The sequence below is a fragment of the Pseudomonas sp. ADAK2 TE3594 genome, assembly GCF_053628675.1.
In genome coordinates this window covers 1609102-1626454 of record NZ_JBRJGV010000001.1, presented here as the reverse complement: position 1 = coordinate 1626454, position 17353 = coordinate 1609102, and the positions used below count along the sequence as shown (strand labels likewise).

Below are 17353 nucleotides of genomic sequence, written 5' to 3'. Positions count from 1 at the left end.
GACCCTTACTGGCATTTTAGTTCTCGAGAATAGACTGTCGTGGCTATTCTTTTACCGATATCAATAAATGGTATCTCGACATACCGGTGAACCAACGATGAGATTGCGTAAGTAAGCACTATTGAAAGCGCAATAAAGAGCGCAACCAAGTCACTGCTCAGATAACCGAACGTTCTCGCGACGATTAGCACGGCATCGATAATCAAGATATGGATCAGATACGTGGAGTACGACAGCACACCCAGTTTGACGAGCACCTTATTCCTGAGTGGGGCTTTAGACAGTTCCAATATTCTGGTTATCAAAGGCTGCCTGAATCGACCGTTCAGTTTGAACACGATCACCAACACAGACCATAAAGTGATTGAGGCAAAATTGGCGAAGGATCGGGTAATTAGGCCTATCCCCAAGACGATGAGAATGATCAAGAAGCCATTCTTCAGCTCCCCCTCATCACGGCGAATCATATCGTGGGTTAGCATACCTATGATAAAAACAGGTAACTTTATGAGAATGAAACTGCCGTAAGAGAATGTCAGGCCAGAGTGCGTCAGGAGCAGCAGCGCAAGCAAACTTGACGCAACGAGCAGTTCTTTCCCGCGCTTAAGCAAAAAGCCACCGACTAAAAACGGGGCGATCAGATAAAACTGCCATTCCAGTGTCAGGCTCCATGCAGGAGCTAAAAAGGCATCCCCTGCATGGGGTAATACCTGGTCCGGGATCATCCCTTGAAGCAACATTAAACAAGGCAGTAAGTAAGCAGTCACATTGCCTGTGATGCTCGTCCAATATCCCTCGACCGCTGCTATTTGCCCGGGTGTGTTCCATGGCATATCCATGCGAACACTCATCCTTTCATTAAACAGCAAAGCAGCCAGCAGCATGGCTAACAGATAAATTGGAATGATTCTGAAAGCGCGGCGAATAATGTAGGGCTTATAGTCGCTGTTTTTACCGCTCAGGGCTTTGGCGATAAAAAAACCGCTTAGGCAGATGAAAATGTCCACCGGAATAGCCGTAGCCAATAAAACCTCATTGATAATGTGAGGTACGTCGCCTATCGCCTGACGGAAACAGGAATACAGGTGACCAAAAACGACCCACCACGCCATCAGCCCTCGAATAGACTCCAGCTCTACGTAGAATTCCTGTTTATTTGCCATGGCCATCTTTTTCTCAAATATCTATCAGGAGGAGCCACTTGAAACCAAACACCCATTACTTCCCAACTAGCTAAACCTGAGAAACAGCCTTTTCTTCAGATTTTTTTGAAAATCCCACGCTACCGCCCCAGGATTTATAGTCAATTTCCCGAGAACACGATGTATTTCTTGTTTGGCCAACATAGATATAAGCTCGGAGGTTCAGAGCGAATACCTTACCTAATCAAAACACTTAGCCTAAAAAACTTAAGACCCCGGCAACTTCGGATCAACTGTTATCTGATTGATACTCGTAGTTGTAATAACCATAAGCACCATATCCATATTTTGCTGAAGCCCGCTTTTCTACCCCGTTGAAAATCGCACCTTTCAACTTTATTCCGTTTTGAGCGAACCGGCGAATGGTCAGTTCTATTTCTCTGGAAGGATTAAAACCGAAGCGCGCAACAATCAGATTTGTGCCCGACTGCCTGCCAACAATCGCCGCATCGGTCACCGCCAATAACGGAGGAGTATCCAGAATGATCAAGTCATACATTTCACTGACCTGCGACAACAGTTCGCTAAAGTTTTGATGCATTAACAGTTCTGAAGGATTAGGTGGTATCTGCCCACGGCTGATGAAGTCAAAATTTTCGATGTCTGTTTTATGAATAGCAGTTTTCAGATCGCAGCGTCTGGCCAAGACGTCGGAGAGTCCGTTGGTACTGTGTAAGTTCATGACTTTGTGGATATAGCCCTTACGCATATCGACGTCAATCAGCAAGACTCGCTGCCCCGTTTGGGCGATCACCGCTGCCAGGTTGACCGATACAAAGGTTTTACCGACTTGCGGGCTGGGACCGGAAATCATCAGGCGATTGTTATCAGCTTCATGCATAGCAAAATGCAAACTGGTACGCAAACTGCGAAGCGCTTCAATAGCCAGATCGGTAGGGTGATTAACGGCTAGCAATGAGATGCCGTTGCCAGAACGCTTCCCTCCTCGCGTATTTTTTTCATCTGCATTTTTTTGTAGTGTGCTGTACGGAATCGAGGCGTATACCGGGAGGCCAAGCTGCTCAATGGCTTCCGGGCTTTCCAGGCCACGATTCAATGCCTTGCGCAGCAGAACCAGCAGTACTGCCAAGAACCCGCCAAGAAAGGTGGCAATCAGAACAATCAGGACTTTTTTGGGTTTGATCGGCTTGATCAGGTTCACATCCGCCGTATCGATCAACCGCACGTTGCCCACAGTCCCGGCGCGCATCACATCAAGCTCCTGGGATTTGTTCAGTAGCTGGGTATAGATCGCCGTACCTACTTCGACGTCGCGAGTCAGGCTGAGCAGTTCTTGCTGGGTAGAAGGAAGGTCCTGGACCTTCTCTGCCAGACGCTGTTGCTTACTACTCAGTTCAGCGATCTGAGCGAGCAGCGCACGATAGGCCGGGTGTTGACGGGTGAATTTTCTGTCCATCTCGGCTTGTTGGAGTTTTAGCTGGGAGATGGCTGTATCCAGCGACACGATCTGGTCCAGAATCGCTTTGGTTTCCAGGCTGATATCCACAGATTTGGTGCGTGTCTGGTACGAATTGAGCGCATTGCCGGCCCTCTCCAGATCATTTTTGACCTGAGGCAGCTGTTCTTTCAGAAATTCCAGACTTTGAGCGGCCTCGGCAGAAGTCCGTTGTACGTTCTGCTCGACATAGAGTTCGGAAATCTTATTGAGGATTTTTACCGCCAATTCCGGCTCGGTACTCTCTAACGCCAACCCGATGATGCCCGACTCTTTCCCACGCTCGATGACATCCAGCGCTTCCTGATAATCCAGAATGCTGGTCAATCGCGGTTTGCGCACAATCCGAAACCGGGTTCCGGGGTTTGCTCGCAACTCCTCAACAAATAGTTTAACGCCGCGTTGATCGACAGCCTCTCCAACTTGTCCTTCAACCAAAAGCTCGTCAGTTTCATCGAACAGTTGGAAAGCCCCGTTTTCACCGGCGATGAAGGTCAGTTTTTTGGCTAACTTATCTTGTGGCAGGTCAAGGCGAGCTATTTTTAACGACTCGCCACCCCAGGCGTAACTCGTCATACCCAACCAAGGGCTGGCTATTTCAGTGGGGTTGGCGTTTTTAAATCGACGCGCAACGAACTCGCCAAAAATGGGGAAGTAACTGGGCTCTACAATAATAGCCAGTTTCAGCTCATCGACCGTCTTACCTATCACCGCACGAGACTTGATCAGCTCAATCTCGGTCGCCGAAGGCGACTCTTTTCCCAACATACTGCTGACATCGGAGAAACCCAACAAATCGTTCTTTTTCGCTTCGACCTGCAACAGCGCATTCGCCTGGTATACCGGGGTCGCAAGCACCGCGTACGCGGCCCCAGCCACCATGAAGGCACCGGTAACCGCGGCAATCAGCCATTTATGGTCGATGAGTGTTCCAAACAATCCGAGAAGATCAATCTCGTCATTGTCGTCGTCCCGCACGTTAACTACCGGTGCTTGCTGCATAAGTCGGATTCTTTGCCTGTATTACGATTCAAAAAGGAGTGGCCATCAGCGCGCCAGGCGCTGTGCCCATGCGAGTACGGCTTCTTCGATCAACGCATAAGCGTGCACAAATGCAGGTTTGCCTTGACGGTAGGGGTCACTGATTTCGCGATCGTCTTGCCACTTGCCCAGTAGCAGCACTTTGCCTCGCGCTTCAGGGGCAATGTTGAGTACCCCGCTGACATGCCGTCGTTCCATCACCAGAATCAAGTCCGCCTCGCTGACGGCTTGAGACGTGAGTTGAACGGCCTCATGCCCATCGGGCAGATGACCATGCTCCTTGAGTACGGCGTGTGCCGTCGGCTCGATGGGTTTGCCCGCCAAGGCAGCGAGGCCAGCCGAACTGACCTCGATATCGGAATGAACGAGTGCCCCGCGCAGCAAATGCTCCGCGGTGGGACTGCGGCAAATATTGCCGACGCAGACAATCAAAACCCTTTTAAGCAAGATAACATTCCCCGTCTTGTCAACATTGGCGGTGACATAGCACTTGCCGAACATAAGAGCTTTAAACTACGAATGAATCCGGGTATTTATAATCCCGGCAACTGCAGCTGAGACTTTCAAACCATCAGTGCGTATTTATTACCATGACGTTTGAACAGCCCCCAACTTTTTCTTCAGACAAAAAATAACATTCCACTCTTTGAGCACTAAAAATAACAGTTCGGTAATTTATCCAGACAATTTCTAACAATTGCAGTTTTCCCGAGACCGTTCAATCTAAATTACACCGAAATAGCGAGTGGCTAATATATAGCCGCTCCGTTAGTGAATTGCCAGGGCGTCGGACATTCGGTTAGAAGTTGGGTAAGAGATGCCTTGGGCAATAACTTTATTTACAACGGGTTGCGTCAGAAGCATGCGGTGGAATAACCAGGCATGCTCGCCGACCAAGCGACCGCGCGATTTTTCTCTCTGCCTGCGCCTTGCGAAAAACATGGCGTACTGGCCTTTCGCTGCTCATGCAGCGTTGCCAACATTTTTCTCGAGTGAACGAGCCATTTAGAGCCCGCACTCTCCAGCGTTACCGGTTCCGACAACCCGTCGAACCTTTCCTACTGCCATTAGCCATTCCATCTGTCTACTTTCAAGGACGCTTCCATGATTCGTAAATGCCTATTCCCCGCTGCCGGCTATGGGACCCGCTTTTTGCCCGCCACCAAGGCCATGCCGAAGGAGATGCTGCCGATCGTCAATAAGCCGCTGATCCAGTACGCCGTCGAGGAAGCGCGCGACGCCGGCCTGCAACATATGGCCATCGTCACTGGCCGGGGCAAGCGAGCACTGGAAGATCATTTCGATGTCAGCTTCGAGCTCGAACACCAGATTCGCGGCACTGATAAGGAGCGATTCCTGGAAGGCACTCGTGAGCTGATCGATACCTGTACTTTTTCCTATACCCGCCAGGTGGAAATGAAGGGCCTGGGGCACGCCATTCTCAGCGGTCGTTCGTTGATTGGTGATGAGCCATTCGCCGTGGTGCTGGCCGACGACTTGTGTCTGAACCTGGAAGGCGACGGCGTACTGGCGCAAATGCTCAAGCTCTATGAGCAATTCCGCTGCTCGATCGTGGCGATTCAGGAAGTACCCCGTGAGCAAACCCAGAAGTACGGCGTGATTGCCGGCGAGCTGATTCGCGAGGGTATTTACCGGGTCAACAGCATGGTCGAAAAGCCCCGCCCGGAAGACGCCCCGTCCAACCTGGCCATTATCGGTCGGTACATTCTGACCCCCGATATCTTCGACCTGATCGCTGACACCGAGCCTGGCAATGGCGGTGAAATCCAGATCACCGACGCATTGATGAAGCAGGCCCAGAACGGCTGCGTGCTGGCTTACCAATTCAAGGGACGGCGCTTCGATTGCGGCGGCGCCGAAGGTTACATCGAAGCCACCAACTTCTGTTTCGAGAACCTGCATCAGAACACCTTGTGACGGCGCTGAACCCTGACAAACGTGTGCGTTATCGAATCGATTTTTCGGTCTTTATTACCCTATGGACGAAGCCTCTATGAAGACATTGAGCGGTTTCAAGGCAGATGACAGTCGCCGCCCGTATGGCGCTGACCTTAAAAACAACCTCGCGTACCTCATCGTGCGCGCCTATGCGTCGGAGCTGATTTTTCCCCGCGTGCAGAAACCGCCGGTGCTGCTGGTGGAGCGTATCGGTGCCTTCCCCTCCTCCGGGGAGATCCGCCGCCACGTCAAGGATGGTCCGGCGTTGCTGGCGAACATCAGGCAGCGTTACGCCGCCGACGCCCTCGACATCGACGAGAGCGATGGGCTGAACCTGGTCTTTACCGACTGGCGTCTCAGCTTGCGTCTTTTGGACGATGGTTGCGTGACTTGCCTGACAGTGGAAAGTCGCGGCGACAGCTCGCTCATGCAGCACAAGACCGCCGAACTGCTGGGGCACATCGATGCAGGGAGGGGATTCGAATGAACGCGATTGCAGAACACGCCGCTAAAGCCTGGTATCTGCTTCAGTGCAAACCCAAACAGGATGAGCGCGCCGAAGAACATTTACAGCGCCAGGGTTATGCCTGTTTTCGCTCGACCTACCGGCGTGAGCGCGTTTTGCGCGGGCAGCGTCGAGTGATCAGCGAGTCGTTGTTTCCGGGCTATCTGTTTATTCAACTGAGCCTTCAGGACAGTTGGGGCCCGCTGCGTTCGACCCGCGGTGTTTCGCGAGTCGTGGGGTTCGGCGGTCAGCCGCTGCCGATCCGCGATGCGCTGATCGACGAGCTCCAGGAGCGGGACAGCCAAGCGATCGTGACAACGTTGTTGAGGCACGGGGATACGGTGCGCATCACTGAAGGCCCGTTCTCCGATCTTGAGGCGGTGTTCCTGGCCATGGATGGCGAGGAACGGGTGCTGTTGATGATGAATTTCCTGCAGCGTGAACAGCACATCAGCCTGCCACTGGCAGGGGTTAACAAGATTTAGATCCGAGCCTTGAGTCAAAAAAACCTGTGGCGAGGGAGCTTGCTCCCGTTTGAGTGCGTAGCACTCACAAAAATCGGTTGGCAGATTTTTGGGGCCGTAACACAGCCTAACGCAAGCAAGCTCGCTCGCCACAGACCTACGCCCCTTCCGAGAGATGATTCCAGTCGATCCAACCCAAAAACCATGTCGCCAGAATCAGTAAACCGAACGCAATCCGGTACCAGGCAAACACCGCATAACTATGATTGGCGATGAACTTGAGCAAACCGCGCACGGCAATCATCGCAAACAGGAATGCAGCAACAAACCCCAAGGCAAATACCGGCAAGTCTGCAGACTGGAACAGGTCGCGGTACTTATAGCCCGAGTACACCGCGGCCCCTACCATCGTCGGCATCGCCAGGAAGAATGAAAACTCTGTAGCTGTCTTGCGTGACAGGCCAAACAGCAACCCGCCGATAATCGTCGAACCCGAGCGCGAAGTGCCGGGGATCATCGCCAGGCATTGCGCGCAACCAACTTTCAAGGCATCGGTCCAGCGCATCTCGTCAACGTGATCGATAACCACCACATGCTCACGTTGCTCCGCCCACAACATGATGATTCCACCTATCACCAGCGCCACGGCCACGGTGATCGGGTTGAAAAGATATTCATGGATTTTGTCGGCGAACATCACACCCAGAACAACCGCCGGCGAGAAACCGATCAACAAATTCAGAGTGAAACGTTGCGCATTACGCTGGGTTGGCAAACCGGTAGTGATCTCCAGAATCTTGTGACGAAACTCCCAGACGACCGCCAGAATAGCCCCCAACTGGATGATGATATTGAACGCCATGGCTCGCTCACCGCCGAAGTCGAGCAAGTCCGCGGCAATGATCTGGTGCCCCGTACTGGAGATGGGCAAAAACTCTGTGAGCCCTTCAACCAACCCTAGAATCGATACCTGCGTGGTGGTCCAGAAGTCCATTAATCCCCCGTTAAACCCTCTCGACTGAGAGGTCTGTTGATGATGCCGAGCAGTTGATTGCTGATCGCGATTAAACCCGTCGGACCAGCGGAGGATTAAAGCGCACTCTCTGCCCGCTTTAGCCAAACGTTATAAAACGTCCATGTCGCAGCACCTGCAAATGGCCTACGCCTGCGAATGAAATTGTTTTTCAGGGCTGCTACTTGTGTATCGCGAATCCATGGGCGCCACTCATCGTTGGATCGTTGACGTTTTGACTTTGGGCGCGCGCAATGTCCTACCCAAAAATGATCGCCCAAGAGAAAACTCCATATGGCAAAGATCACAGTACTCGCCGGTGACTTCCCGCAGTGCGACGGGGAGTATCATCTGGGTACCATCACACTCAAAACGGCCTTCAAACCACGGCCGGGGAAAAGTTTCTCCGTCGCGGAATTTAAAGATCTGACGGTCCAGAACACGGACTCCAATAAAAATATAAAGAGCGCCATAGGCCTGGGCATTGCCGGCGCGATGTTGTTGGGGCCAGTCGGTGCCATCGCAGGCTATCTGCTTGCTGGCAAGAGCACCGAGGTGACCTTCATGGCCACACTAAAGGACGGTGGCAAGCTTTTGGCTGCAACCGATTGCGATACCTACCGGGATATCTCGGCGCGCGCCCTCAACAAATCCCGGCCCGATCGCCGACGCACCCCTTCCGAGTCACTTGATAACGGATCCATTCATTGATCCGCTTGCCCGGTGACAGCAAAAATGTTGCAGGGCACCCGATACAGAACATGCTCCGTGGTACTGCCCACCCACTTGTCCAGCCCCTTGCGATGCGCATTTCCCATGACAATCACATCGGCCCGGTGATGCGCGGCAAAGTCGGCCAGCGCTTTACCGGGCGGCCCTGCAACGAAGTGTTGCCGTTCGGTGGGCACGCCGTAGTGATCGGCCAGCGCGATGAATGACTTGTGCAAAGACTTGCGCACGTCGCTGTTGAAGCCAGGCATCGTCACTGCACCCGCGCCGGCATCAGACATGTGCGTCTGCGATAGATCGTAGGCATACAGCAGATGCATTTCTGCATGGCATTGCGTTGCCAATTCGTTCGCGGCCTGGACGATCAGATCGTTGATTCCAGTGATCTGAGTCTCTGGGTGCGACGGATCGACCGCCGCCACGATCACGCGCGGAAGTGGGCAACTGACTTCGCTGACCAGATGCACAGGCACCGGGCATTCGCGCAGCAGATGCCAATCCAGAGGCGTGATGAAAACGCGCTTGAGCGCCGACTCATGCTGCACGTCCTTGATAACCAGATCCGCCTGCGTTGTTGTCACGTGCTGAAGGATCTCTTGCAACGCGTCGCGTGTGAAAAGCACCTCGGTACTCAGGTTGATCCCGCGCCCACGGATCAGCTCGGCTTCATCGTTGAGCCATTTTTCATTCTCTTGCTGGCAAGCCTCACGAAACCGCGCACTGGCGTGGATCAAACCCAGGATGTTGAAGTCTTCGATGAACACCGTGATATGCAGCGCTGCGCCCGTGGCTTCAGCAATGGCGACGGCCCGCTGCAGCGCCGGCGTGTGACGCATGGTGGGACCGGCTATTAGAAGGAGTCGTTGATATTGGCTCATGTCACACCTCCAAACGTTCTGGGATATCTGCTCACTCCCCCAGCCTCTCGTCTGTCGCACCGCCAGCGATCTGCTATCGCCTCAATGACCTGGATCGACACAATCAATATACGCCTGGATTCAACTAACCAGCCAAGATGTGGATCATCGTACCCACTACGATGAACCCCATCCCGACGGCCAATTGATTGACGACGCGAAGTTACTTCTTCGCATACTTCGCACCATGCGGATCGTTAAGCTTCACCTGCATCAGCTCCCATTCACGCTGAATGATCGAGTAAGGGATAAAGATGCTGATTCTCTCAGCCCCCTTTAACCCAGGGTGAAAACTCACATCATTAAGGGTGGTGGAGAAAAAGCCGACATTGATACCGACAATACTCCCGTCATTGCCGATGACGGGGCCACCCGACATCCCCTTGATCATCGGGGCATCATGGATGGCATAGTGTTCGCCGCTGCCTTCATCGCTATTGATGAAAGGCGCCGGGTACACTTTGCCTTGCCCGGTGACAGTCGTCATGTAGGGGCTCGCCCCCACGGCAGTGATGTGTTCACCCACACGCGGTGCACGCCATGACGGGTAGCGACCGTCGGCCTTGTGCTGAATGAAGACGAGGTCGCAGCCGGTGCTGCAGCTGTATTCCACGTGGCGGATGAGGGGGGTGTGGCGAGTGGTGACGGCATAGTCTTCGTTCCATTGCACGGCCGAGGCCATGTACAGATAGGGCAAGGGAAAGCCCGAGAAGACTGAAAAATATGAGTCATTGGCAGGCCCCGACAAGTCGGGTTTTACCATACCGTTGCATCCTGCAAGAACAGCTCCTGTTAAAAAGTAGGTCATGATTTTAATCATGATAATCACCGACTTATAAGGAGGTTTGATTTTTATTGTGGCGAATCTTTTAGTTATCTGGTGCTTGTAGTTTTCCTCGCAGCCGGGTTGGGTGCATTTATTTATGGCTGAAGTTGTAAAGAATGCGTATGAATAAATTGTGCTAAGACTAATTGCTTTTCGATCCATATAACAAACTGCAAATATTTGACGCCTGAAAAATGACAGAACGACAAATAAAAACAGAAATTAAAATTGCACACTTAAACTAAAAACGAGGGAAACAGCCGTCATTAGAGCAATTTAACTCACTTTGGCATGCCTCGGTAACGCCACAGAAATCATCGCCGCGAAAATAACAAACGCGCTGGATATCCATAAACACGCCCCCAACCCGAAAGCCTGATAAACCCAGCCAGACAGCACGGTGCCGATCAGCCGCCCCATGGCATTGGACATGTAGTAAAAACCCACGTCCAGCGACACGCCGTCTTCCTTGGCATAGGACACGATCAGGTAGCTGTGCAGCGAGGAGTTCACCGCGAACAGCGCACCAAAGACCATCAATCCGCCTAGCACCCACTGTTGCGACAACCCGGAGTTCAGTCCCAGAGCGATTGCCGCGGGCAGGCCGGCCAGAGCAAACGCCCACAGAAAGGCAGCGCGACCATCAGGAACATGTCCCCGTTTCTTGCCAGTGATTCGCGGCGCGAACGATTGCACGATGCCGTAGCCGATCACCCAGGCCGCGAGGAATCCACCGACCTTCCAGAAGTCCCAGCCAAAGACACTGCTCAAGTACACCGGCAACGCCACGACAAACCAGACATCACGAGCACCGAACAAAAACATCCGGGCCGCTGACAGAATATTGATGGCCCGGCTTTTGGACAGGATGTCGCGAAACCTGGGCTTGGCTTTGGCCTTGCCCAGATCCTTTTTTAACAGCATCAAGCTGCTGACCCAGATCAGCGCCAGCACACCCGCCATGGCCAGCAATGCCCCTTTGAACCCGATCAGGGCGAGCAATGCTCCGCCGAGAAAGAAACCAACACCCTTGAGTGCATTCTTCGAGCCGGTGAAGATGGCTATCCATTGGTAAAGCGTGCCCTGCTGCCCCTCGGGCACTAACAGCTTGATCGAGCTTTTGGCGCTCATCTTGTTCAGGTCTTTGGCGATCCCCGACAACGCCTGCGCGCCCATCACCCAAGGAATCGTCAGCCAGGCCACTGGCACCGTCAGCATCAACAGCGCCACAACCTGCATCCCCAACCCGATGTTCATGGTCCGGTTCAAGCCCAGTCGGGCGCCGAGATAACCGCCCAGCAGATTGGTGATCACACCAAAGAGTTCGTAGAACAGAAACAACGCCGCGATTTGCAGCGGGCTGTAGCCCAACGCGTGAAAATGCAGCACCACCAACATGCGCAAAGCGCCGTCGGTGAGGGTGAAGGCCCAGTAATTGCCCGTCACGAGCAAGTACTGCCGCACTGACGGAGCGAGGGCTGACAACGCTTTCATCAGCGCTCCTCAGACGGCCAGGCCGACCATCCTGGCCAGTTCGACAGTGCGGTTCGCATAAGCCCATTCATTGTCATACCAGGCATAGAGTTTGACCTGGGTGCCGTTGATGACCATGGTCGACAGCGCATCGATGATCGATGAGCGCGGGTCGGTGCGGTAGTCGATGGACACCAGCGGACGCTCCTCGAAGCCGAGGATGTCTTTCAGTTCGTTCTCGGATGCGTCCTTGAGGAACTGATTCACTTCTTCGACAGTGGTGACGCGCTCGACTTCAAAGACACAGTCGGTCAGCGAAGCGTTGGCCAGCGGTACGCGCACGGCGTGGCCATTCAGACGCCCGCGCAGTTCCGGGAAGATTTCGGCAATCGCGGTGGCCGAGCCGGTGCTGGTCGGGATCAAACTCATGCCCGACGCACGGGCACGGCGCAGATCCTTGTGGGGTTGGTCGAGGATGCTTTGCGTGTTGGTCAGGTCGTGGATGGTGGTGATCGAACCGTGGCGAATGCCCAGTTTCTCGTGGATCACCTTCACCACCGGCGCCAGACAATTAGTGGTGCACGACGCGGCGGTGACGATGCGATGTTTCGCCGGGTTGAACAGTTGATGATTGACGCCCATGACGATGTTCAGCGCGCCCTCTTCTTTCACCGGAGCACTGACCACCACGCGCTTCACGCCTTGGTCTAGGTAAGCCTGAAGCACCGCAACGGTCTTCATCTTGCCGCTGGCTTCAATCACCAGATCGCAGCCCGACCAATCGGTGTCGGCAATCGCTTTGTTGGCGGTAACTTTGATTTGTTTGCCGTCGATGACGATGCAGTCCCCCGTGGCGCTCGCCTGATCATTCCAACGGCCATGCACCGAGTCGAAGTTCAGCAAGTGCGCATGCGTTGCCGCGTCACCTGCCGGATCGTTGATCTGCACGAACTCAAACTCTGGCCAGCGCCAGGCTGCGCGCAGAGCGAGGCGACCGATGCGGCCAAAACCATTGATGCCCACTTTGATAGTCATGTTGGTGTGCTCTGTTTCTGTTGTCAGGGGTGGCGCTTTGGGAATCATCAAGCCGGGCAGCAAGCCGCTGCCCGTTCAGGACGGTCACCCATTTCTTCCAGGCGTTTGGCATCAGGGCTCAGCCAGTGCTGGTTGGCTTCGAGCACCACGGTCAGCACCTGATGCACCCAGTCCGGGAGATTCGGGTGCAGTCGGTAGTAAACCCATTGGCCCTGCCGACGGTCCGAGAGCAATCCGCCTGTGCGCAATTGCGCCAGGTGCCTGGAGACTTTGGGCTGGCTCTCATTCAACGCACAGGTCAGCTCGCAGACGCACAGCTCACCCTCTCGGGCGATGAGCAGCATCATGCGGACCCGGTTGTCGTCAGCCAGGCATTTGAAAACAGTGGTCGGCGTCAGGTGGTCAGCCATTGGGTTTCTCTGCGTTGGGTGTTCACGCGGTGCGGATGAATACAGGCATATTCGTTTTTTCGAATATACGTTTTCCCGCATGTACGGGTCAACGGCAGATGTATCGACTCCGTGTGTGAATGATATTTATTTACTTACAAAAGGTAATCGTTATCATTAGCGCAATAACTAAAAAAGGAGCTCATGGTGGCTTTACCGCGTATTTACCCGGCCTCTCTCTCACTGCTGGGGCTTTTTGCAGTACCTGATTTGCAAGCAGAAACCCAATCGGCATTAGCCCTTCCTGCAACCGCTGTGACCAGTGATTACAGCGAGCAGAGCTACAGGCCGACCGACAGCCGCAGTGCGCTGAAGATCGATGCGCCGCTGCGGGATATTCCGCAAACGGTGAACGTGATCCCCCAGAGCGTGATCAAGGATCAGGGCGCACAGTCGATGGAAGACGTGCTGAAGAACGTCCCCGGCATCGGTCTTTCCAATGGCGATGGCCAGCGCGACCAAGTCACCATTCGCGGCTTCAGTGCCATCGGCGACATGTACGTCGACGGCGTTCGTGACGACGCGCTGTACTTCCGCGATCTGTCCAACGTCGAGCGCGTGGAAGTGATCAAGGGACCAGCAGCGGTGCTCTATGGCCGTGGCTCATCCGGTGGCCTGATCAACAGCATCAGCAAGAAACCCAACTTCACCCCCAAACAGGAAGTGGGTGTCAGCTTCGACAGCGAGGGTAAAAAGCGCACGCAGTTCGACGCCGGCTGGGCCGATCAGCAGCAAAACGACAAGGCCTTCCGGGTGACCGGTGCGCTGGAGAACAGCGACACCTTCCGCGATGACGGCTATATCGATCGCAAGGCCATTGCGCCTTCGGCCTACTTCAAACTCTCCGACGATCTTGAGCTGAACCTGGGGGCGACTTACCTCTATGACAAACGCTTGATCGACTTCGGCATTCCCGCGCGGGGCGATCGCCCGGTCGATGTCGATCGGGACAAGCGCTTCGGTGCCGCCGACCCGGATGACGATTACACCCGCAGCGAAGTGTTCTCGTTCACGGCCGGCGTCGACTACCGCATCAACGACGACTTCACCCTGAGCAACACCAGCCGCTACTACCACTACGACCTGGATCGCAACAACACGCTCGCCGACTCCAGCCCGACCCGTTTCGTCACCGCTCCCAACGGCGAACTGCTGGTAAAACTCAATCGCGGCAACGTGCAGCGCAAGGAAGACGGCTGGTTCAACCAGACCGAACTGAAGCAACAGGCCACGCTCGCGGGGATGAACCACAACCTGCTTTATGGCGTGGAGCTGGGGCGTCAGGTCAAGGACCAATCTGTCTTCAGCCAGAACAACGTGGCGCGGGTCCCGGTGTACCGCGATGGCTTGGTCGACGTGCCGTTCCAGGCCAACCGACAAACCGCAAAGGGCACCACTACCCAGGACACGGCCGGTTTCTACGTCCAGGATCTGATTGAACTGACCCCGCACTGGAAAGCTTTGCTGGGTGTGCGCTATGACGTGTTCGACCAGCAATATTCGGATGACCTGACGCGAGCCTCAATGTCCCGAACCGACAACACCTGGAGCCCGCGCGCAGGCCTGGTCTATCAGCCTGATCAGGTTCAGTCCTACTACATTTCGGTGAGTCGTTCTTATCAACCCTCCTCCGAAGTCTTCGCCCTGAGCACTAGCAACCAGGACCTTGAGCCGGAGCAAACCACCAACTTCGAGATCGGTGGCAAGTGGGACCTGCTCGACAATCGCCTGGCGTTGACGGCGGCGCTGTTCCGTCTGGAACGCACCAACATGAAAACGACCGATCCGGCGAACCCGACCAAGCTGGTCCTGTCGGGCGAGCAGCGCACCGACGGTCTTGAATTGACCGCCACCGGGCAGTTGAGTGACAAGTGGCAGGTCTATGCCGGCTATGCCTATCTGGACGCCGAGATCACCAAGTCCAACAGCCGAACCAACGGCGTTGCCAATGAAGGCCAGACACCAACCCTGACCCCGCGTCACAGTGCCAACCTCTGGCTGGTGCGCTCGCTGACCAACACCTGGCGCGTGGGCATGGGGGCGAACTATGTCGATGACCGTTACACCGCCCTGGATAACCAAGTGGTCATGCCCGCCTACACCACCGTGGACGCGGCGTTGCTCTACAACTTGCCGAAATGGGACATGGCGCTGCGCTTGCGTAACGTCTTCGACAAGGACTATTACGCCTCGGCCCATGGCTCGGTAGACCTGATCACCCCCGGAGCACCACGGACTCTGGAGCTGAGCACCAACTACCGGTTTTGAGTGAAAACCTGAAATCCAATACCGCAATGCCGGTCAGTTAAGCGTAAATCGGACATGTAGGAGCCAGACTTGCCGGCGAAGGCGCTCTGAAGGACGCCTTCGCCGGCAAGCCTGGCTCCTACAGCGGTTCAAACGCCCGGGCATTTGTTCGCAGCCCGCAATCCAGTGACAACGATTCAAAGCTCAACTAACCTTCAGCGCGCGGAGAATGATGAGAATCTCTCGCGTTGTCAGACAACAACAATATGTCGAGGAAAACCCATGCGTAAACTTCTGTTGCTCTCCCTTCTTGCCGCCTCCCCCTTGGCTTTCGCCGGGACTCAATGCACCACAGCCGACAAGGCCCAATGGCAGGACCAGGCCAAGTTTCAGGAAGATCTCAAGGCCAAGGGCTACAACATCAAGAAGTTCAAAGTCACGAGCGGCAATTGCTACGAGATCTACGGCTGGGACAAAGACAAGCGCAAAGTCGAAATCTACTTTGACCCGGTCACCGGCAAGGTCGTGAAAGAAGAAATCGAATAGGCCCTCTGTGAAAGCTCAAACCCTGCGCCTCTGGGACCCTCTCGTACGCGTTTGTCATTGGTCCCTGGCGGTTGTCTTCATCAGCGACTACTTCCTCAATGAGGAAGGAGACGGCTGGCATCGCTGGCTCGGCTATTACGCCGTGGCTGTCGTGCTGGTGCGCGTGGTGTGGGGGTTCATCGGCCCGCCAGCGGCGCGTTGGGCAGACTTCTGGCCGACCCCGACGCGGGTCGCCCAGCATGGCCGGGCGCTGTTTTCCGGCAAGGGCTATCACCGCATGGGGCACTCGCCCATCGGTGCACTGGTGATGGTCCTCATGCTGCTGTTGATGACCGGCCTCGGTATCAGCGGTTTTTTGATGGAAGAAGTGGACTATTTCTGGGGCGAAGACTGGCTACGTGATGTCCACGAGTTTATGGCCAATGCACTGCTCGCATTGGTTTGTGTGCATATCGTCGCCGCGCTGGTGGAAAGTGTCCGCTTGCGTGAAAACCTGCCGCTGTCGATGATCACTGGCCATCGTCGTAAGCGCTAGGTCTCAAGCACTCTTCCCATCGGTTGCAGCAGGCACCGCGCACCCAACGCATCAATCTGCGGGCGCCCGAATAAATAACCTTGCCCCCACTCGCTGCCGCAGGCGCTGGCAAGCGCCCGGTCGGCTTCGGACTCAATCCCTTCGATGATCACGCACGGCGCCAGGGTCTTGCACAACTGCACCAAGTAGCCAAGAGTCTGGGCGTTGTTGGTCTCCAGGCGTGCACGCTGGATGTAACCCTGGTCGATCTTGACGATGTCCGGCCGGGTCTGGCGAATGAATTCCAGGGTCCCCAGCCCCGCGCCAAAGTCGTCGATGGCCACACGGCAGCCCAGTTCGCGCAAGCACAGGACGAATTCAATTGCCGCCAAAGTGCTGGGCGGCGTGGCGCTTTCGGTGATTTCAATAACCAGTCGCGCGGCCACCGAAGGGGCGTCACGCAAATGCGCGATGATCTCCTGCCAGTAGTGGTCGACAATGGCGCTTTGCGCGGAGATGTTGCAGCCCAATCGCAGGTGTTCATCCAGCAGCAAGCTGTCGATCACGCTATGCACCACGCTGCGGTCAAGCTCGCGCATCAGTTGATGTTTCTCCAGCATCGCAAAGGGATAGACCCCTTTCCCCAGGGCATCGATATGCCGCAGCAGCCCCTCCTGATACAGCACCCGACTGCTGTCGGGTAACCAAACCACCGGCTGAAACGCCAGGACTAATCGGCCGAGAGCCAACTCGCTGTAAAAGTTTCTAACTCTGTGCATGACACATCCGTGGACAAAGCAGCGGCTTGTCGCCGGCTGAGTGTGACTACGCCGAACGGGCGCTCCTGCGACTGCAAGGGTTGACTGCCGGCCATAATCGCCCCGCCTCTCGCCGTCAGGAAGTGTTCCCGGATACCTTTCGTTTGTCCTTGGAAACGTGGTCGTCCCGTTAATCGACTGTGGTGATTTGTTTATTGCG

17 protein-coding genes are annotated in these 17353 nt (G+C 54.9%); 7 read left to right on the top strand and 10 right to left on the bottom strand.

Features of this window, described 5'->3' with window-relative positions:
* Positions 1-5: 5 nt before the first annotated feature.
* The 3 genes from AB7M22_RS07485 to AB7M22_RS07475 form a co-directional block, all read right to left on the bottom strand.
* Positions 6-1163 (bottom strand): acyltransferase family protein, encoded by a 1158-nt coding sequence (locus AB7M22_RS07485; protein WP_454185746.1) that lies wholly within the window; start codon positions 1161-1163, stop codon positions 6-8.
* Between the two features lie 268 nt (positions 1164-1431).
* Positions 1432-3660, bottom strand: a complete 2229-nt coding sequence (locus AB7M22_RS07480; protein WP_454185745.1) for a polysaccharide biosynthesis tyrosine autokinase — start codon at positions 3658-3660, stop codon at positions 1432-1434.
* A gap of 45 nt (positions 3661-3705) precedes the next feature.
* Positions 3706-4200: a low molecular weight protein-tyrosine-phosphatase gene (locus tag AB7M22_RS07475; protein ID WP_008013076.1), complete on the bottom strand. Its 495-nt coding sequence runs from the start codon at positions 4198-4200 to the stop codon at positions 3706-3708.
* A gap of 603 nt (positions 4201-4803) precedes the next feature.
* On the opposite strand from AB7M22_RS07475, the gene galU reads away from it, so the two are divergent.
* The 3 genes from galU to rfaH all read left to right on the top strand — a co-directional run bounded on the left by galU (position 4804) and on the right by rfaH (position 6648).
* Complete coding sequence (galU, locus tag AB7M22_RS07470; RefSeq protein WP_454185744.1) at positions 4804-5637, top strand: UTP--glucose-1-phosphate uridylyltransferase GalU; 834 nt, start codon at positions 4804-4806, stop codon at positions 5635-5637.
* 76 nt (positions 5638-5713) lie between these two features.
* Positions 5714-6145 carry a phosphomannomutase gene (locus AB7M22_RS07465; protein ID WP_454185743.1) on the top strand — a complete coding sequence of 144 codons (432 nt, stop codon included), beginning with the start codon at positions 5714-5716 and terminating at the stop codon, positions 6143-6145.
* Positions 6142-6648 carry a transcription/translation regulatory transformer protein RfaH gene (gene rfaH / locus AB7M22_RS07460; protein WP_007900877.1) on the top strand — a complete coding sequence of 169 codons (507 nt, stop codon included), beginning with the start codon at positions 6142-6144 and terminating at the stop codon, positions 6646-6648. The genes AB7M22_RS07465 and rfaH overlap by 4 nt, the downstream gene beginning before the upstream one ends.
* 136 nt (positions 6649-6784) lie before the next feature.
* On the opposite strand, the gene AB7M22_RS07455 is transcribed toward rfaH, so the two are convergent.
* Entirely contained in the window at positions 6785-7621 is an 837-nt protein-coding gene (locus AB7M22_RS07455; RefSeq protein ID WP_454188767.1) for an undecaprenyl-diphosphate phosphatase, read from the bottom strand.
* 312 nt (positions 7622-7933) lie between these two features.
* On the opposite strand from AB7M22_RS07455, the gene AB7M22_RS07450 reads away from it, so the two are divergent.
* Positions 7934-8350, top strand: a complete 417-nt coding sequence (locus tag AB7M22_RS07450) for a hypothetical protein (RefSeq protein WP_454185742.1) — start codon at positions 7934-7936, stop codon at positions 8348-8350.
* Here AB7M22_RS07450 and AB7M22_RS07445 read toward each other — a convergent pair.
* The 5 genes from AB7M22_RS07445 to AB7M22_RS07425 form a co-directional block, all read right to left on the bottom strand.
* Positions 8344-9246, bottom strand: a complete 903-nt coding sequence (locus AB7M22_RS07445) for a universal stress protein (protein ID WP_454185741.1) — start codon at positions 9244-9246, stop codon at positions 8344-8346. The two genes, AB7M22_RS07450 and AB7M22_RS07445, sit on opposite strands and share 7 nt — an antisense overlap.
* Positions 9247-9448: 202 nt before the next feature.
* Positions 9449-10048 (bottom strand): serine protease, encoded by a 600-nt coding sequence (locus AB7M22_RS07440; protein WP_454188766.1) that lies wholly within the window; start codon positions 10046-10048, stop codon positions 9449-9451.
* A gap of 339 nt (positions 10049-10387) precedes the next feature.
* Positions 10388-11605 (bottom strand): organoarsenical effux MFS transporter ArsJ, encoded by a 1218-nt coding sequence (gene arsJ, locus AB7M22_RS07435; RefSeq protein ID WP_454185740.1) that lies wholly within the window; start codon positions 11603-11605, stop codon positions 10388-10390.
* Between the two features lie 9 nt (positions 11606-11614).
* Positions 11615-12619 (bottom strand): ArsJ-associated glyceraldehyde-3-phosphate dehydrogenase, encoded by a 1005-nt coding sequence (locus AB7M22_RS07430; RefSeq protein ID WP_454185739.1) that lies wholly within the window; start codon positions 12617-12619, stop codon positions 11615-11617.
* Positions 12620-12666: 47 nt separating this feature from the next.
* Entirely contained in the window at positions 12667-13029 is a 363-nt protein-coding gene (locus AB7M22_RS07425) for a metalloregulator ArsR/SmtB family transcription factor (protein WP_454185738.1), read from the bottom strand.
* Positions 13030-13212: 183 nt separating this feature from the next.
* Here AB7M22_RS07425 and AB7M22_RS07420 point away from each other — a divergent pair, with 183 nt between their 5' ends.
* The 3 genes from AB7M22_RS07420 to AB7M22_RS07410 all read left to right on the top strand — a co-directional run bounded on the left by AB7M22_RS07420 (position 13213) and on the right by AB7M22_RS07410 (position 16396).
* Positions 13213-15336, top strand: coding sequence for a TonB-dependent receptor (locus AB7M22_RS07420; protein ID WP_032835995.1), 2124 nt, complete (start codon positions 13213-13215; stop codon positions 15334-15336).
* A 261-nt stretch (positions 15337-15597) separates the two neighbouring features.
* Positions 15598-15861: a PepSY domain-containing protein gene (locus AB7M22_RS07415; protein ID WP_007900892.1), complete on the top strand. Its 264-nt coding sequence runs from the start codon at positions 15598-15600 to the stop codon at positions 15859-15861.
* Positions 15862-15868: 7 nt separating this feature from the next.
* Positions 15869-16396 carry a cytochrome b/b6 domain-containing protein gene (locus tag AB7M22_RS07410; protein ID WP_454185737.1) on the top strand — a complete coding sequence of 176 codons (528 nt, stop codon included), beginning with the start codon at positions 15869-15871 and terminating at the stop codon, positions 16394-16396.
* On the opposite strand, the gene AB7M22_RS07405 is transcribed toward AB7M22_RS07410, so the two are convergent.
* Entirely contained in the window at positions 16393-17154 is a 762-nt protein-coding gene (locus tag AB7M22_RS07405) for an EAL domain-containing protein (protein ID WP_454185736.1), read from the bottom strand. The two genes, AB7M22_RS07410 and AB7M22_RS07405, sit on opposite strands and share 4 nt — an antisense overlap.
* Positions 17155-17353: the final 199 nt, after the last annotated feature.

Excerpts from the sequence above, each read along its gene's own strand:
- AB7M22_RS07415 (WP_007900892.1), top strand. The coding sequence starts at position 15,598 with ATGCGTAAACTTCTGTTGCTCTCCCTTCTTGCCGCCTCCCCCTTGGCT.
- rfaH (WP_007900877.1), top strand. The coding sequence starts at position 6,142 with ATGAACGCGATTGCAGAACACGCCGCTAAAGCCTGGTATCTGCTTCAG.
- AB7M22_RS07420 (WP_032835995.1), top strand. The coding sequence starts at position 13,213 with ATGGTGGCTTTACCGCGTATTTACCCGGCCTCTCTCTCACTGCTGGGG.
- AB7M22_RS07425 (WP_454185738.1), bottom strand. The coding sequence starts at position 13,029 with ATGGCTGACCACCTGACGCCGACCACTGTTTTCAAATGCCTGGCTGAC.
- AB7M22_RS07405 (WP_454185736.1), bottom strand. The coding sequence starts at position 17,154 with ATGCACAGAGTTAGAAACTTTTACAGCGAGTTGGCTCTCGGCCGATTA.
- AB7M22_RS07445 (WP_454185741.1), bottom strand. The coding sequence starts at position 9,246 with ATGAGCCAATATCAACGACTCCTTCTAATAGCCGGTCCCACCATGCGT.
- AB7M22_RS07475 (WP_008013076.1), bottom strand. The coding sequence starts at position 4,200 with ATGTTCGGCAAGTGCTATGTCACCGCCAATGTTGACAAGACGGGGAAT.
- AB7M22_RS07430 (WP_454185739.1), bottom strand. The coding sequence starts at position 12,619 with ATGACTATCAAAGTGGGCATCAATGGTTTTGGCCGCATCGGTCGCCTC.
- AB7M22_RS07440 (WP_454188766.1), bottom strand. The coding sequence starts at position 10,048 with ATGGTAAAACCCGACTTGTCGGGGCCTGCCAATGACTCATATTTTTCA.
- AB7M22_RS07480 (WP_454185745.1), bottom strand. The coding sequence starts at position 3,660 with ATGCAGCAAGCACCGGTAGTTAACGTGCGGGACGACGACAATGACGAG.
- galU (WP_454185744.1), top strand. The coding sequence starts at position 4,804 with ATGATTCGTAAATGCCTATTCCCCGCTGCCGGCTATGGGACCCGCTTT.
- AB7M22_RS07450 (WP_454185742.1), top strand. The coding sequence starts at position 7,934 with ATGGCAAAGATCACAGTACTCGCCGGTGACTTCCCGCAGTGCGACGGG.
- arsJ (WP_454185740.1), bottom strand. The coding sequence starts at position 11,605 with ATGAAAGCGTTGTCAGCCCTCGCTCCGTCAGTGCGGCAGTACTTGCTC.
- AB7M22_RS07455 (WP_454188767.1), bottom strand. The coding sequence starts at position 7,621 with ATGGACTTCTGGACCACCACGCAGGTATCGATTCTAGGGTTGGTTGAA.
- AB7M22_RS07465 (WP_454185743.1), top strand. The coding sequence starts at position 5,714 with ATGAAGACATTGAGCGGTTTCAAGGCAGATGACAGTCGCCGCCCGTAT.
- AB7M22_RS07485 (WP_454185746.1), bottom strand. The coding sequence starts at position 1,163 with ATGGCAAATAAACAGGAATTCTACGTAGAGCTGGAGTCTATTCGAGGG.